The following is an 18,201-nucleotide window of genomic DNA, read 5'->3' as shown; positions in this document are numbered from 1 at the left end:
TTGTCATGGATCATCTTTCTTTGCTTACTTTTATCATGCTGTTTCTAGCCAGTTACAGGCTGACACATCTCATTGTATTTGATAAAATTACAGAATTTATCCGAAAACCATTTATGAAAAAGAAAAGAATTGTTGATCAAAACGGGCATGTGAACGAAAAAAGCGTGCCGGCTTCTAACTTTGGATACATGCTCAATTGCTATTGGTGCGCAGGTGTTTGGTGTGCTATCTTGATCGGACTTGGCTATCTCTTTTTGCCCCGGATTGCTGTTCCAGTGATCTTTATTTTAGCCATCGCAGGAGCACAGGCAATTCTTGAAACAGCTGTCGGTGTCGGCGTAAAACTCATTGATGTGTTAAAGAGCCTGCAAACCATGATAAATGATAAAAAGTCCTAAAGCAGCGTAACAAAGTGCTTCAGGACTTTTTTGTTTCTTCCATTCGATTAAGAACCCTTTTACCGCCCGGGAATACCGTATTAGCGAATAGTGAAAGTGATGAATGGGGGAGAAGAAGCAATATGAAGGTTTGCCAAAAGTCGATTGTCCGTTTCCTTGTCAGCTTGATCATCGGAACGCTTATCATCTCCATTCCGTATATAGCCAATGCGCAGCCGGACAGGGAACTGAGAGCCGTATGGATTGCCTCTGTATTAAATATTGATTGGCCGTCAAAGAAAGGGTTATCAGAAAAAGAGCAAAAGCAAGAATACCTCAAACTGCTGGACGATGTCCAAACAATGGGAATGAATGCCGTTATTGTGCAAATTAAACCGACGGCAGACGCCTTTTATCCGTCCGCTTACGGACCCTGGTCTGAATACTTAACCGGTGTCCAAGGGAAAGACCCCGGCTATGACCCGCTTGCATTTATGATTGAAGAAACCCACAAGCGAAATTTGGAGTTTCATGCATGGTTTAATCCTTATCGGATAACGATGAATCATACAGATCTCAATAAATTGTCGGTAGATCACCCGGCACGACAGCATCCAGACTGGGTTGCCGCGTATGGAAAGCAGCTTTATTATCATCCAGGCATTCCTGAAGCTAGAGATTTTATCGTCAAAGGTATTGAAGAAGTGGTAAAACGTTATGATGTCGACGCCGTTCATATGGATGATTATTTTTATCCTTATAAAATAGCCGGACAGGAATTTCCTGATCAAGCACAGTATAAACTATACGGAAAAGACACTTTTTCCAATATTGATGACTGGCGGCGGGATAATGTAAACCAGCTTGTCAAACAACTCAACCAAACCATTAAAGCAGCTAAGCCTTATGTCAAATTGGGCATCAGTCCCTTTGGTGTATGGAGAAACGCTGCGGATGACCCAACCGGATCAAATACGAAAGCAGGCGTCACCAACTATGACGACCTGTACGCAGATACGAGACATTGGATCCAAGAAGGCGACATTGATTATATTGCCCCGCAGATCTATTGGAGCATCGGCTTTAACGCAGCAGCTTACGACATACTTGCTGATTGGTGGAGCAATGAAGTCAAAAATAGGCCTGTTCATTTATATATTGGCCAGGCAGCTTATAAAATCAATAATAACGTTGATCCGGCATGGTCCGATCCTAAGGAGTATGTGAAACAAATCACCTTAAACCGTCAGCTTGAATTTGTAAAAGGAAGCATGCATTTCAGCCTTAAAGACCTCAACAAAAATCCGCTTGGCATCAAAGACCGCCTCATCACCGAGCTTTACAGCAAGCCGGCACTCATTCCGCAAATGCCTTGGCTTGACAGTACAACCCCACAAAAACCGAAGCTTACAAAAATCACCAAAAATAAAAACGGCAATCTTCTGCACATCCAAGATCATCCAATCAATCAAACATCAAAAGAAACCGCCTATTATGCGATTTATAGAGCCGAAGGGAATAAGAACAAAACATTAGTTGGAGCCGCAAGGAAAACCCATGAACAGCAAACCTTCGTAGATAAGACAGCAGACCCAAACAAGAAGTATACGTATTATGTCACTTCAGCAGACCGACTTCATAATGAAAGCCAGGCTGCCGAACAAAAAACAGAATAAGAGAAAGAAGACACTATTTAAGCAGCAAACGGGACAGCGGAAATCTTCAGTAATGAAGCGTGATGAACGACTCAAAAGGAAATGACGTTTATCAACAAAATGCATCCAGTTTAACCTGGGATAAAAAGAAAGAACTAGGAGCGCCAAAAGCGCTCTTTTTAAATTTACGATAACAACATTATGTAAACTAATTATCTTTGCATAAAACGCTATGTTTTTTAGAATAGTAAATAAAGGCTGCCGCTCCAATAGCGGCAATGGTCAGTTCATCATAAAAAGGGGCCTACATGATGTATCATTTATATTCACATAACGACCTGGACGGAGTAGGATGCGGAATTGTGGCAAAATTGGCATTTGGGAAAGATGTTGAGGTCCGGTATAACTCTGTCAACGGCTTAAACGTTCAAGTGCAGTACTTTTTAGAAAAAACGAAAGAGAGCAACAGAAAAGACGCGTTATTGATCACCGATCTCGCCGTTAACGAAGAAAATGAAGAGAGATTAAATGAGTATGTTCATGCAGGCGGAAAAGTGAAGCTGATTGACCATCATAAAACAGCGCTTCATTTGAATGAGCATGAATGGGGATTTGTCCAAGTGGAATATGATGACGGTAGACTCACGTCTGCGACAACGCTTTTATATGGCTATCTGGTGGAAAATGATTTTCTAAAACCGACAAATGCCTTAGATCAATTTACAGAGCTCGTCCGCCAATACGATACATGGGAGTGGGAACGATACGATCAAAAACAAGCAAAGCGGCTTAATGATCTCTTCTTTCTGCTGTCAATTGATGAGTTTGAAGAAAAAATGATTCAGCGCCTTTCTGCACATGATGAATTTTTCTTTGATGATTTTGAAGAAAAGCTGCTTGATTTAGAAGAAACAAAAATCGAGCGCTACCTACGCAGAAAGAAAAGGGAGATGGTGCAGACCTTTGTTCACGAACATTGTGTAGGCATTGTTCACGCAGAATCATACCATTCAGAGCTGGGAAACAGGCTCGGAAAAGAAAATCCGCACCTCGATTACATTGCGATTTTAAGTATGGGATCAAAACGAGTCAGCCTGCGCACCATTCATAATGGCATCGATGTGTCAGAAATCGCCGGCCGGTACGGAGGCGGAGGGCATGCAAAGGCATCCGGATGCTCAATAACTGACGAAGTCTACGAATTGTTTGTGGCTGAAGCATTCCGAATCGATCCAGTCCGGCCTGATGCTTTTCGTAATATGTATAACCTCAAAGGATCGGCGAACGGATCATTATATCAAAATCGCGATCAAATGAGATTTCTTCTGTTTCCTTTAGATAACGAGTGGAAAATTCAAATGAACGGAGAAACGCAGGATGAGACATTCGCCACATTTGAAGAAGCAGAATGGTTTCTGAAAAGAAATTATGCAGCATCACTCGTGCGGGATGAAGTATTTGTTGCATTTTTAGCGGAACATGTAAAACTGGCAAATCAGCATCGCAGATAAAAAATATGCATAGGGAACAATCATCCCTATGCATATCAACTAGCTACCGTTTAGAGAAGGCTGCACGTCGTTTTTTTATTACAAAGTAAAGAGCGATAACGACAACAGCAAGTATCATAATCGGTGTTGTATAAGTGCCAGCAATGTTTTCAACGTGATCCCATCGGCTACCGAGCTGAATCCCTAAATAAACAAACAGGATAGACCACGGAATGATAGCAAGCGCCGTTAATACCACAAATTTAGGAAACGACATTTTGGCAATGCCTGCGGGAATGGATATCGCATGTCTGACAACCGGTATAAAACGTGCTGAGAAGACAACTCCGGCGCCGTACTTTTGAAACCAGTTTTCGGACATGTCGATATGATGCTTTTTAATCAATAAATACTTCCCGTATTTGTCCAAAAACGGCCTTCCGCCATAGCGACCGATCCAGTAAATAAAGATTTGGGCAATGGTGCCCCCGATAACACCCGCAATAATGGCGCCAATAAATCCAATCGTGCCTTCCGATACCATATAGCCGCCATAGGCCAAAACAATCTCACTTGGAATAATCTCAATCATTAACCCAATCGCAATACCCGCATATCCCATACTCGTCAGCCATGTTAAAATTTCGCTTATCAAACTGCTCACATTCTTCACAACCTGTCCTAATCTTTTTCACTATTATATGACTGATTGACGCACAAGATGGTTACAATTTTTTTATCGAATCATTTTTTTGCTTCCTATACTGGATAGCCTTACAACAAACAGGTGCAGCAAACTGCGGCACAGGGCAGGCTGTAGTCATGTGCGGCGGACATACCGCTCAAGAGTTCTTGTATTTTTGAAAACATTGTTCACGAAAAATATGAAAAAACTCGGATTTTGAAAGGGGATTTTGGAGAATGGTAACGAAATATCTTATCATCAAGAGAACAATGCAAACAGAAATCAGCATAATAAAAGCCGGGATTCAATAGAATAGTTTGAGAAGTTCCGCCTCTCCCTGCCAGTTCGTGCAAGACTGGTCCAAAGCCATTTGTTTCAAATGATAATTGCAGCTCGCATTCAGCAATGCGAAAGATCATTTTATTGCCCCAACGCAGAATCGTCAACATGTTCTGTATCGTATTTCATTTTTGCAGATTTTCCTCACCTAGATCCATAAAGTGCAATCAGTTTACAATCCTTCACAGATACACAAATGGATGTTTACAATATGTTATTTCTGACACAATTGTGCCAATAGACCTAAATTATATGTACACAGTGAGCGCGGTCTCAATGAAGATGAGTCGGTAATAGCCTTTTTATCCCGCACCTCTCTCTTCAAGATTGGTTTTTCTGTGTCAGTCCAATCTTGATAATGTATCCGGTTCTCGAACCATAATTCGTCCCAAAGTATTATACATATATATTATAATCATGCTAGAATGTTAGATAAAGGTATATTTTGAATAAATTTGTATTTTTCGTTCGATAATTGGAGGGATCTCATGAACAATCTTGCCTTTTTATTTCCTGGACAAGGATCTCAATTTGTAGGAATGGGCAAACAATTTTGGAATGATTTTGTGCTCGCAAAGAGATTATTTGAAGAAGCGAGTGATGCAATCTCTCTAGATGTAAAAAAACTGTGTTTTAACAGTGATATGAATGAATTGACAAAGACAATGAACGCCCAGCCCGCTATTTTAACGGTCAGTGTGATTGCTTTTCAAGTGTATATGCAGGAAATAGGGGTTAAGCCACGCTTTCTTGCAGGTCATAGCTTAGGCGAATATTCAGCGCTTGTTTGTGCCGGCGCACTTTCTTTTCATGATGCTGTCACACTTGTAAGGCAGCGGGGGATTCTAATGCAAAATGCGGATCGTAAGCAGCAGGGAACAATGGCCGCTGTGACGCAGCTCTCTCTTCAAACATTGCAAGAAATGTGTTTGGAAGTATCGACAGAAGAAATTCCCGTGGATGTAGCCTGCATGAATTCAGATCAGCAGCATGTGATTTCCGGACACCGGCAAGCTGTGGAACGTGTCATCAGGCTGGCGGAGAAGATGGGGGGGAAATGTACTTATTTGAATGTTAGTGCACCTTTTCACAGTTCGATGATAGGATCAGCATCCGAACAATTCCAGACTGTATTACACCAGTATTCCTTCCGGGATGCCGCATGGCCGATCATTTCGAATGTCACCGCACACCCTTACAGCAGCGGGCATTCGATCAACGAACATCTCAAGCATCACATGGCGATGCCGGTAAGATGGGCAGAATCGATGCATTATTTGCTTTTACACGGAGTGACAGAAGCCATCGAACTGGGCCCAAAGAACATCTTAGCCAGTCTGCTGAAAAACATAACGAATCATATTGCCCCTTATTCTTTAGGACAGACATCTGATATTCACTTGCTTTCCAATTCAGCTGAAAGAAATAAAAATATTGTCCAATTACGAAAAAAACAACTGCATAAATTGATGATTCAATCCGTTATTTCGCGAAATTACAACAAGGATTCATTAGCTTATTCCAACATGACGACACCATTATTTACGCAAATCCAAGAGCTGAAAAAGAAAATGGACAGACATGCAGATGAGCTTTCAGAACAAGAGCTCGAACATTCGATCCATTTATGCAAATTAATTTGCGAGGCTAAACAGCTTCCGGCTTGGGAACAATTGCGGATTTTAAAATAAAGCGCCCAGGAGGGGACCTTATGTATACCAGTCAGTTCCAAACCTTAGTCGATGTCATTCGGGAAAGAAGCAATATATCCGATCGCGGGATCCGTTTTATCGAATCCGATAAAAAAGAAACAGTTGTCTCTTACCGCCAATTGTTTGAGGAGGCGCAAGGCTATCTTGGCTATTTACAGCATATCGGTATTCAGCCGAAGCAGGAAATTGTATTTCAGATCCAAGAAAACAAATCCTTCGTCGTTGCTTTCTGGGCATGTTTATTAGGAGGAATGATCCCCGTACCGGTCAGTATCGGAGAAGATGATGACCATAAGCTAAAGGTCTGGCGGATTTGGAATATATTAAATCAACCGTATCTGATCGCTTCTGAAAAAGTACTGGACAAAATAAAGAAATACGCTGCAGAACACGATTTACAAGATTTTCATCATCAATTAAACGAGAGATCTGACATTATTCAACATCAAACCTACGATTACCCCGCTTCTTTATATAAACCTGATGCGGATGAACTGGCTTTTATTCAATTTTCTTCAGGATCGACAGGAGATCCAAAAGGAGTCATGTTAACGCATCACAACTTAATACATAATACGTGCGCCATTCGGAATGCTCTGTCCATTGAATCGAAAGACTCTTTCTTATCTTGGATGCCCTTAACGCATGATATGGGACTCATCGCCTGCCATCTTGCTCCCTTAATAGTCGGAATCAACCAAAATCTAATGCCTACAGAATTATTTATTCGCAGACCGATTCTTTGGATGAAAAAAGCCCATGAACATAAAGCCAGCATTCTATCCTCTCCTAATTTCGGATACAACTACTTTCTTAAATTTCTTAAAAACGAACCAGACTGGGATTTATCCCATATTAGAGTCATCGCAAACGGCGCAGAACCGATATTGCCAGAGCTATGCGACGAGTTTTTGACGAGATGCGCTTCATTCAATTTGAAAAGATCCGCTATTTTGAATGTTTACGGTTTAGCGGAAGCTTCGGTCGGCGCAGCCTTCTCTAAAACAGGGAAGGAATTTGTCCCCGTTTATTTGCATCGCGATCATTTAAACCTTGGAGAAAGAGCTGTAAACGTCAGCAAAGAGGATCAAAATTGCGCTTCATTCGTAGAAGTGGGTCAGCCCATTGACTATTGTCAGATTCGTATCTCCAACGGAGCAAATGAAAGAGTAGAAAACGGAATCATCGGCCACGTCGAGATTAAAGGAGACAATGTAACTCAAGGTTATTATAACAATCCAGAAAGCACAGCCAGAGCGCTGACCTCTGACGGCTGGTTAAAAACGGGCGATCTCGGATTCATTAGTGAAAGTGGTAACTTAGTCATTACTGGAAGAGAAAAGGATATTATTTTTGTGAACGGAAAGAACATCTATCCGCACGATATTGAACGGGTCGCGATTGAAATGGAAGAGGTTGACTTAGGAAGAGTTGCAGCCTGCGGTGTATATGATCAAAGGACACGAAGCGGAGAAATTGTGCTTTTTGTTGTTTTTAAAAAATCACCTGAAACATTTGCCCCGCTTGTCAAAGAGATTAAAAAGCATTTGTACAAGCGCGGAGGATGGAGCATAAAAGAAGTTCTTCCGATCCGAAAGCTTCCAAAAACAACCAGCGGGAAGGTGAAACGTTATGAGCTGGCCAGACAGTATGAGGAAGGGAATTTCTCAAAAGAGTCTGCCGCCATCAATGAAGTTTTGGAGAACAGTCAGGAGAAACCTGGACAGACTCCCATTCATGAGATAGAAACCGAATTGCTGTCTATCTTTTCCGCAGTACTGGATGGAAAAAAGATTCACCTAACTGATCAATATTTTGATATGGGGGCATCTTCATTACAGTTATCACAAATTGCCGAGCGCATCGAACAGACATTTGGACGTGAGCTTGCCGTTTCCGACCTCTTTACGTATCCTTCCATCACTGATTTAGCGGCATATCTATCTGAAAACCATACTGAAACCAAACATGACATGACAGTGAAACCAAGCCGTGTGTCGTCGAAAGATATCGCGATTATCGGGATGTCGCTCAATGTTCCGGGTGCATCGACTAAAAGTGGTTTTTGGAATCTGCTTGAAAAAGGTGAGCACAGCATTCGGGAATACCCTGCATCTCGGCTGAAAGACGCGGCAGATTATGTAAGATCAATCCAAAGCGAATTCGATGAGAATCAGTTTGTGAAGGGCGGCTATTTAGATGAAATCGACCGCTTTGATTATTCGTTCTTCGGTTTAGCTCCTAAAACGGCCCAGTTTATGGACCCCAATCAAAGACTGTTTTTGCAGTCTGCATGGCATGCGATTGAAGATGCAGGCTATGCGGGCGACAGCATAAATGGGAGCCGGGTCGGAGTATATGCAGGGTACTCGAAGGTAGGCTACGATTATGAACGCCTTCTTTCTGCGAATTATCCTGACGAGCTTCATCAATATATTGTCGGCAATCTTCCTTCCGTGTTAGCAAGCCGAATCGCTTATTTCTTAAACTTAAAAGGACCGGCAGTCACAGTAGATACAGCTTGTTCTTCATCACTTGTAGCCGTTCATATGGCATGTAAATCCTTAATTTCCGGCGATTGTGAAATGGCTCTTGCCGGAGGTATCCGAACATCGCTCTTGCCAATGCGTATCGGGCTTGATATGGAATCTTCTGACGGGTACACCAAAACGTTCAGCAAAGATTCGGATGGTACGGGCTCGGGTGAAGGCGCGGCGGCAGTCCTGTTAAAACCTTTGCAGGATGCGGTTCGCGATGGAGACCATATATACGGCGTGATCAAGGGAAGTGCGATGAATCAAGACGGAACCACTGCCGGAATTACCGCACCAAATCCGGCGTCCCAGACTGAAGTCATTGAGACGGCTTGGAAAGACGCGGGTATTGCTCCTGAAACATTGTCTTTCATCGAAGCGCATGGCACGGGAACTAAGCTCGGTGACCCGGTTGAATTTAATGGACTTTGTAAAGCATTTGAAAAGTATACTGCAAAAAAACAATTTTGCGCGATTGGTTCTGTAAAATCGAATATCGGTCATTTGTTTGAAGCGGCAGGCATTGTTGGGCTGATCAAATCAGTTCTCATGCTGAATCATAAGAAAAACCCGCCGTTAGTGCACTTTAAGGAACCTAATCCGCTCATTCATTTTCACTCATCACCTTTTTATATAGATCAGGAAGCTGCGGAGTTTACATCCGGTGATGAGCCGCTGCGAGGCGGTGTCAGCTCTTTTGGCTTTAGCGGAACAAATGCTCATGTGGTGTTGGAGGAATATCCTTCTGAAAGTGAGTACGCACCTGAGAACGAAAATGAGCCGCACTTATTTGTATTATCCGCTCATACTGAAAATTCACTCTATGAACTCGCACAGCAGTACCAGCAATATGTATCAGATGGCAGCCAAGCTTCATTGAAGTCCATTTGCTATACAGCCAGTACAGGCAGAGCCCATTTGGATCATGGCATTGCCATGATTGTATCCAGTAAGCATGAATTATCGGATAAGCTGACAAGCCTTATGCAGAGGGACAGACATCTCCCCGGGGTACACATTGGTTATCGGAACTTGAAGGAAATGCTGCCCGCTCATAAAGAAAAACTGAATAAAGAAGCCGCTGATCTGGTTGAGAAGCAGATACGTACACAGGATGAACGAATCACATGGCTAAATCGCGCCGCCGAATTATTTGTGCAAGGAGCTGTTATAGATTGGCATGCGCTGTACGCCGGTGAAACTGTACAAAAAACGCCTTTGCCCTTGTATCCGTTTGAACGGAATCGCTGCTGGGCTGAAGCTGACCAATTGCGTGTAAACGATGGCGAAGAGAGAGGAGAAGCGGCATTGAATATCAATCAATCGAAGGCGCATATTGAATCCTTCCTGAAAACGATAATCGGCAATGCTTCAGGTATCAAAGCGGATGAAATTGATCTGAACGCTCATTTTATCGGGCTCGGAATGGATTCTATCATGCTGTCACAGGTTAAGAAAGCCATCGCGGACGAATTTGGGGTAGACATTCCGATGGATCGCTTCTTTGATACGATGAACAACCTTCAAAGTGTCATAGATTACTTGGCTGAGACTATTCCATCTTCCGCTCCAGTTCAAGAGAATGTTCTGGCGCAGGAAAAACCAGTCATTTCAGAAACACAGCCAGAATCTGATCACAGAGTAGGTCATCAGGAGCATACACTCGAAAAAATAATCGCTTCTCAAAATCAATTAATTCAGGACACCTTGCAAGCTCAGTTAAATAGCTTTAATTTGCTAAAAAACGGCAGTGTGAATGAATCGGCTATGGCACAGCAGAAGAAATCAATACCTTCTGTCAAACAGGCGCCCCCGGCCGTCACTATAGAAAAGAAACCGTCTCAAGAGACGAAACCCTATGTTCCTTTTCAGCCTCAGAATCTGAGTGAACAGGGTCACTATACCGCACAGCAAAGACAATACTTAGCAGATTTCATTCGAAAATACGCAGAGAAAACGAAAGGTTCCAAACAATATACGGCCAAAACCCGGTTTGCTCATGCAAACAACCGCAACTTATCCAGCTTCCGTTCATATTGGAAGGAGATCGTATACCCGATTATTGCCGAACGTTCTGACGGCTCTAAGATGTGGGATGTTGACGGAAACGAATATATTGATATCACTATGGGATTTGGGGTAAACCTTTTCGGGCATCACCCGGCCTTTATTACAGAGGCTATCAACGATTCAACCCGTTCATCATTGCCTCCGCTCGGCCCAATGTCAAATATCGCCGGTGAAGTTGCCGACCATATCCGCACGTGCACTGGAGTAGAAAGGGTCGCTTTCTATAATTCCGGAACAGAAGCTGTCATGGTTGCTCTTCGATTAGCGAGAGCGGCAACAGGCAGAAAAAAAGTCGTGGCCTTCTCAGGCTCTTATCACGGAACGTTTGACGGTGTATTAGGAGTTGCCAGCACAAAAGGAGGGGCTGCATCTGCGAATCCGCTCGCTCCAGGCATACTGCAGAGCTTTATGGATGATTTGATTATTTTGCATTACAACAATCCCGATTCACTGGACGTGATTCGCAATCTTGGTGACGAATTGGCAGCCGTACTGGTAGAACCGGTTCAAAGCCGCAGGCCGGATTTACAGCCGCGGGCGTTTTTGAAAGAACTGCGGGCGATCACGCAGCAATCTGGAACAGCTTTGATTATGGATGAAATTATTACCGGATTTCGGATCGGTCTCGGCGGCGCTCAGGAATGGTTCGGCATTCAAGCCGATTTAGTGACCTACGGGAAAATTATCGGCGGCGGACAGCCGTTAGGGATTGTTGCCGGAAAAGCTGAATTCATGAATGCGATCGACGGGGGAACCTGGCAGTACGGAGACGACTCCTATCCGCAAGACGAGGCGAAACGAACATTTGTGGCCGGCACCTTCAATACGCACCCGCTTACTATGAGAATGTCATTAGCGGTGCTTCGCTATTTACAAACCGAGGGAGAAGACATATATGAGCAGTTGAATCAAAAAACAGCCTATCTGGTCGATCAGTTAAATCGCTACTTTGAACAATCACAAGTTCCTATCCGCATGGTTCGATTCGGTTCTTTATTCCGGTTTGTCTCATCGCTTGATAATGACTTGTTCTTTTACCACCTCAACTATAAAGGGGTTTATGTGTGGGAAGGACGCAACTGTTTCTTATCTTCGGCGCATACCGCGGAAGATATTGAACATATCATTCAAGCCGTGAAAGACACGGTGAAGGATCTTCGCCGAGGCGGGTTTATTCCGGAAGGCCCGGATTCTCCTGATGACGGAGATCGTAAAAAGCCCGGAACGCGCGAGTTTTCACCTGAACAAAAACAATTGATTATGGCATCCCATTACGGGAATGAAGCTTCTGCGGCTTTAAACCAGTCTATTATGCTGAAAGTGAAGGGGGAGCTGCAGCATACGTCCTTAACACAAGCTGTACAGCATATCGTCGATCGCCATGAAGCTTTACGTACGGTGATTCATGCCGATGACGAGGTACAGCAAGTGCAGGAACGGATGACTATAGAAATACCTGTCATTGATTTTACCGGTCTCCCGGATGAGCATCGGGAGTCGGAAATTCAAAAATGGCTGACAGAAGATGCGAAGCGGCCGTTTCATTTCCATGAACAAAAACCCTTGTTTAGAATCCATGTACTTACATCAGCTCACAATGAGCATCTGATTGTGCTCACGTTCCATCATATCATTGCCGATGGATGGTCAATCGCCGTTTTTGTTCAAGAACTAGAAAGTAACTATACGGCAATTGTACAAGGAAAACCACTTCCGCTTAAAGAAGCTGCTGCTTCGTTTTATCAATATTTAGACTGGCAGCAGGCGCAGATGGATAGCGGCCATTATGAAGAAGGAGTCCGTTATTGGCGGCGTCATTTCTCTGAACCAAAACAGCAGGCGGTCCTGCCGAGCGTCGCCTCTGCCCGTTATCCGAACGGGTATGAGGGGGACCGATGCACCGTCAGGCTTGGACAGTCTTTAAGCGCGGCTTTGAAGTCTTTAAGCATTCAGATGAAAAATAGCGTATTTGTAACGATGCTGGGCGCATTTCACCTATTTCTGCACCAGCTTACCAAACAGTCCGACCTTGTGATCGGGATTCCCGCAGCAGGTCAATCGCATATGAAACAGCATAATCTGATTGGAAATTGCGTCAATATGATTCCGGTGATGAACACGTCTTCTTCAGAAAGCACTTTATCCGGTTATCTTGGCAGTATGAAAGAAAACGTGAATCACGCCATGCGGTATCAAGCCGTTCCGATGACACTGGTGGCCAGAGAGCTCCCGCACGATCAGGTGCCGGATATGCGTATTATTTTTAATTTGGACAGGCCGTTTCGAAAGCTGCATTTCGGAAAGGCAGAGGCGGAGCCCGTTGCATACCCGGTGAAATGCTTGCTGTACGATTTATTTCTTAACATAACAGACGCGGATCAAGAATATGTTCTTGATTTCGATTTTAATACGAATGTCATCAGTCCTGAAATCATGAAAATATGGGGTGCGGGCTTTGCGACATTGCTGCAAAAAATGGTTGAAGGAAATTCTGTCCCTCTTGACGCCCTGAGGATATTTACCGATGAACAACAGCGTGATTTACAAGAACTGTACGCCGAACACCAAAAGCAGATCATTTCAATCGCAGGCAATACGGCAAACTTCACTTACACCTACGAGCCGCCGGAAAATGAAACGGAGCGGCAGCTGGCGCGGATTTGGGAGGAGCTTTTCGGACTTGAACGGATTGGCAGATCAGATCGCTTCCTGACTCTGGGAGGAAACTCACTCCAAGCGACACTTATGCTTTCCAAAGTTCAGAAGACATTTCATCAAAAGGTTTCTATCGGACAATTTTTCAATCACCAGACTATTAAGGAATTAGCTCGTTTCATTCAGAACGAAACGAAAGTCATGCACCTCCCGATGAAGGCCGCTAAGAAAAAAGCGTATTACCCGACAACGCCGGCGCAGCAAAGAGTATATTTTCTGCACCAAATGGAGCCGGATCAGCTGGCTCAAAATATGTTCGGCCAAATATCAATAACAGGGCAGTACGATGAGCAAGCCCTGATTTCTTCTCTTCAGCAAGTCATGCAGCGGCATGAAGCGTTTCGCACATATTTTGACATTATTGATGGCGAAATCGTCCAGAAACTAGAAAACGAAGTGGATTTTAAGATTCATGTCCGGACGATGAGCCGGGACGAATTTGATGCCTATTCAGACCGGTTTGTAAAACCGTTCCGTTTGGAACAAGCTCCTTTGGTTCGCGCGGAGCTGATCAAGATTGATAACGAACAGGCCGAGCTGCTCATCGATATGCATCATATCATTTCGGACGGGTACTCCATCAACATCCTTACAAATGAATTACTGGCTTTATATCATCAAAAACCACTGCCAGACATTGAATTTGAATATAAAGATTTTGCAGAATGGCAAAACCAATGGCTGAATGAAGATGCCATGAAGCGGCAGGAGACATATTGGTTGGAACAATTTCAAGACGAAATTCCGGTCCTCCAACTGCCGACAGACGGTTCAAAAGCGGCGGAGCACTCCTCTGAGGGACAGAGTGTGACGTGTTCCTTACAGCCGGAAGTCATTCGCTCGCTTCAAGATTTGGCGCAAAAATCGGAAACGACTCTGTATACAGTGCTTCTTGCCGCCTATAAAGTGTTGCTTCATAAATATACAGGACAAGAAGATATTGTCGTAGGCACGCCTGCTTCAGGAAGGAATCATCCGGATATCGAAAGTATCATCGGTATTTTTATCCAAACGATCGGGATCCGGACGAAGCCGCACGCCAAAAGAACGTTTTCGGATTATCTTAAAGAAGTAAAGCGGCAGACGCTTGACGCTTTCGAAAATCAAGACTATCCATTCGACCGGCTTGTAGAGAAATTAAATATGCATCAGGAAACAACTGGAAAGTCTCTGTTTAACACAATGTTTGTGTTTCAAAATATTGAATTTCATGAAATCCGGCATAATGAATGTACCTTTAAGGTGAAAGAACGAAATCCAGGGGTCTCTTTATATGATTTGATGCTGACGGTTGAAGATGCCGGACAACAGATCGAGATGCATTTTGATTATAAACCGGGACAGTTTGAAAAAAGCACCATAGAACAGATGACAAGGCACTATATCAATATTCTGAACAGTCTGGTTAAGCAGCCGGAGATGACGTTGTCTTCCATCCCTATGCTGTCTGAAGCCGAACGCCGGCAATTGCTGACTGATTGTAATGACACAAAAACGCCGTATCCACATAACGAAACAGTTTCCCAATGGTTTGAATTGCAGGCGGAACAGCAGCCTGATCATGAAGCTGTTATTTTTGGAAATGAGCGGTATACGTACAAACAGCTCAATGAACGGGCGAACCAATTGGCGCGGACGTTACGGGCAAAAGGCGTACAAGCGGATCAATTCGTTGCCATCATCTCTCCGCATTGTATCGAGCTCATTGTTGGAATTTTGGCTGTTCTGAAATCCGGCGGCGCATATGTACCTATTGATCCTGAATATCCGGAGGATCGAATCCAATATATGCTGAGGGATTCAAAAGCGGAGATAGTATTGACAAAGCGGCAACTGCGGGATCTATTGCCGTATGATGGTGATATTGTGCTTTTGGACGAGGAAAACTCATATCATGACGATCGCTCAAACCTTGAATCAAAAAGCGACGCGCATGATTTGGCCTACATGATCTATACGTCGGGTTCTACGGGAAATCCGAAAGGTGTACTCATTGAGCATCAGGGGCTGTCTCATTATATTTGGTGGGCGAAACAGGTTTATGTGCGGGATGAAAAAACCAACTTTCCATTATACTCGTCTATCTCTTTTGACCTGACGGTGACTTCGGTATTTACACCGCTTGTTACGGGGAATACGATCATTGTCTACGACGGAGAAGACAAAAGCGCTGTGCTTTCTGAGATTATGCAAGACTCAAGAATAGACATAATCAAATTGACACCGGCCCATCTGCATGTCATCAAGGAGATGAATATAGCAGACGGCACCACCGTTCGGAAAATGATTGTAGGCGGAGAAAATTTAAGCGCCTGGCTGGCGAAAAGTGTGAGTGAGCAGTTTAAAGGCCGGCTGGATATTTTCAATGAATACGGACCGACGGAAACTGTCGTCGGATGTATGATTTATCATTTCGACGCAAAACGGGACAAGCGGGAATTTGTACCGATCGGCACTCCTGCGGCCAATACCGACATTTATGTGGCCGATCCAAGCAGAAATCTAGTTCCGTTCGGGGTCATCGGCGAAATGTATATCAGCGGACCCGGTGTTGCCAGAGGGTATTGGAATCGCCCGGATTTAACGGCGGAGAAATTTATCGAAAACCCATATATTCTGGGAGCGAAGATGTACAAATCTGGAGACTTGGCTAAGCGATTGAAAGATGGAAATCTTGTGTATGTAGGCCGTATTGATGAACAAGTCAAAATCAGGGGGCACCGAATCGAGCTTGGTGAAATCGAAGCGGCGATGCACAATACGGAAGCGGTGCAAAAAGCCGCGGTGACAGTGAAAGAAGAAGCAGACGGCTTAAAACAATTGTGCGCGTATTACGTAAGCGACAAACCTATAGCGGCTGCGCAGCTTAGGGCGCAATTGACAGCAGAGCTTCCGGGCTACATGGTTCCATCCTATTTTGTCCGTCTGGAGCATATGCCGTTAACGTCCAACGGAAAAATAAACCGTAAAGCACTGCCCGAGCCTGAAGCGAATCTGCAGCTGACTGCTGAATATGTTCCGCCGAGTAATGAAGCGGAGTGCAAACTGACAGATTTATGGAGGGAAGTACTTGGGATAAGCTATGTGGGGATCAAACATAATTTCTTTGATCTTGGAGGAAACTCTATTCGCGCGGCAGCCTTAGCCGCCAGAATTCACAAAGAGCTGGATGTGAATCTGTCTCTCAAAGACATATTCAAGTTTCCTACCATTGAACAATTGGCTGATAAGGCATTACACATGGACAAAAATCGATATGTGCCGATCCCGGCCGCAAAGGAAATGCCCTATTATCCGGTTTCTTCAGCTCAGAGGCGGATGTATTTGTTAAGTCACGCAGAAGGCGGCGAGCTGACTTACAATATGACGGGGGCCATGAGTGTGGAAGGGACTGTCGATTACGACCGGTTAAACGCCGCTTTTCAAAAATTAATCGAGCGTCATGAAGCGTTGCGGACCAGCTTTCATTTATATGAAGGCGAGCCGGCACAGCGTATTCATCAGAACGTCGACTTTACGATAGAGCGAATTCAAGCAAGCGAAGAAGAAGCGGAAGACCGTGTGCTAGATTTCATCAAAGCATTTGATTTATCAAAGCCGCCGCTGATGCGGGCCGGATTGATTGAACTTGAACCTGCGCGGCACGTACTTGTGGTTGATATGCATCATATCATTTCTGACGGCATGTCCGTCAATATTCTGATGAAAGACGTAAGCCAAATCTACGATGGGAACGAACCCGACCCGCTTTCTGTTCAATATAAAGACTATGCAGTTTGGCAGCAATCGGACATTCAGAAACGGAACATCAAGAGCCAGGAAACGTATTGGCTGGATCAGTTTAACGGTGACATTCCTGTACTGGATATGCCTGCGGATTATGAGAGACCTGCCATACGCGATTACGAAGGCGAATCCTTTGAATTTCTTATACCGAAACACTTGAAACAGCGTTTAAGCCAAATGGAAGAAGATACAGGAGCAACACTATATATGATTTTATTGGCAGCCTATACGATTCTTTTATCCAAATACAGCGGACAAGAGGATATTATCGTAGGAACACCATCTGCCGGCCGGACTCATTTGGATGTGGAATCAGTCGTGGGAATGTTCGTTAATACATTAGTCATCCGCAATCACCCGGCGGGCCGTAAAACATTTGATGCCTACTTAAACGAAGTAAAAGAAAACATGCTGAACGCCTATAAAAATCAAGACTATCCGCTGGAAGAATTGATTCAGCAGCTGCATCTTCCAAAAGATTCAAGCCGTAATCCTTTATTTGATACGATGTTTGTGCTGCAAAATCTCGATCAAGCTGAATTGACTTTCGATTCCCTTCAGCTTAAGCCGTATCCATTTCATCAACCGGTTGCCAAATTCGATTTGACTTTGTCGATTCAGGCAGATCGAGACAACTATCACGGGTTGTTTGAATATTCAAAAAAACTGTTTAAGAAAAGCAGAATTGAGGCTTTATCAAACGACTACTTACACATCTTATCGGCGATTCTCGAACAGCCAAGCATTCTAATTGAACATATCGGATTAAGCGGCAGCATGGAGGAAGAAAAGAACATGCTGGATTCGATTCAATTGAATTTTTAAGGAAAAGTATTGA

The 18,201-nt window shown here is 43.9% G+C and carries 6 protein-coding genes; 5 read left to right on the top strand and 1 reads right to left on the bottom strand.

Features of this window, described 5'->3' with window-relative positions:
• The first annotated feature begins 5 nt into the window (after positions 1 to 5).
• From BTW01_RS17260 to BTW01_RS17250, 3 genes are all read left to right on the top strand, one after another.
• Positions 6 to 398: a DUF1360 domain-containing protein gene (locus tag BTW01_RS17260; protein WP_162104211.1), complete on the top strand. Its 393-nt coding sequence runs from the start codon at positions 6 to 8 to the stop codon at positions 396 to 398.
• 122 nt (positions 399 to 520) lie between these two features.
• Positions 521 to 2,053 (top strand): glycoside hydrolase family 10 protein, encoded by a 1,533-nt coding sequence (locus BTW01_RS17255; protein WP_162104210.1) that lies wholly within the window; start codon positions 521 to 523, stop codon positions 2,051 to 2,053.
• Between the two features lie 290 nt (positions 2,054 to 2,343).
• Positions 2,344 to 3,543 carry a DHH family phosphoesterase gene (locus BTW01_RS17250; RefSeq protein WP_162104209.1) on the top strand — a complete coding sequence of 400 codons (1,200 nt, stop codon included), beginning with the start codon at positions 2,344 to 2,346 and terminating at the stop codon, positions 3,541 to 3,543.
• A gap of 43 nt (positions 3,544 to 3,586) precedes the next feature.
• Here the strand turns inward: BTW01_RS17250 and BTW01_RS17245 are convergent, their stop codons facing one another.
• On the bottom strand, positions 3,587 to 4,186 hold the full coding sequence (locus tag BTW01_RS17245; RefSeq protein WP_162104208.1) for a DedA family protein: 600 nt from the start codon (positions 4,184 to 4,186) through the stop codon (positions 3,587 to 3,589).
• 848 nt (positions 4,187 to 5,034) lie between these two features.
• Here BTW01_RS17245 and fabD point away from each other — a divergent pair.
• Positions 5,035 to 6,237: an ACP S-malonyltransferase gene (fabD, locus tag BTW01_RS17240; RefSeq protein WP_162104207.1), complete on the top strand. Its 1,203-nt coding sequence runs from the start codon at positions 5,035 to 5,037 to the stop codon at positions 6,235 to 6,237.
• Between the two features lie 20 nt (positions 6,238 to 6,257).
• A complete protein-coding gene (locus BTW01_RS17235) occupies positions 6,258 to 18,188 on the top strand; it encodes a hybrid non-ribosomal peptide synthetase/type I polyketide synthase (RefSeq protein WP_162104206.1) in 11,931 nt (3,976 codons plus the stop codon).
• Positions 18,189 to 18,201 lie beyond the last annotated feature (13 nt).

This window comes from Bacillus sp. SKDU12 (assembly GCF_010093085.1).
Lineage (GTDB): Bacteria > Bacillota > Bacilli > Bacillales > Bacillaceae > Bacillus > Bacillus mexicanus.
The sequence above is the reverse complement of the archived record's forward strand: the minus strand, read 5'-3'. Positions and strand labels throughout refer to the sequence as shown.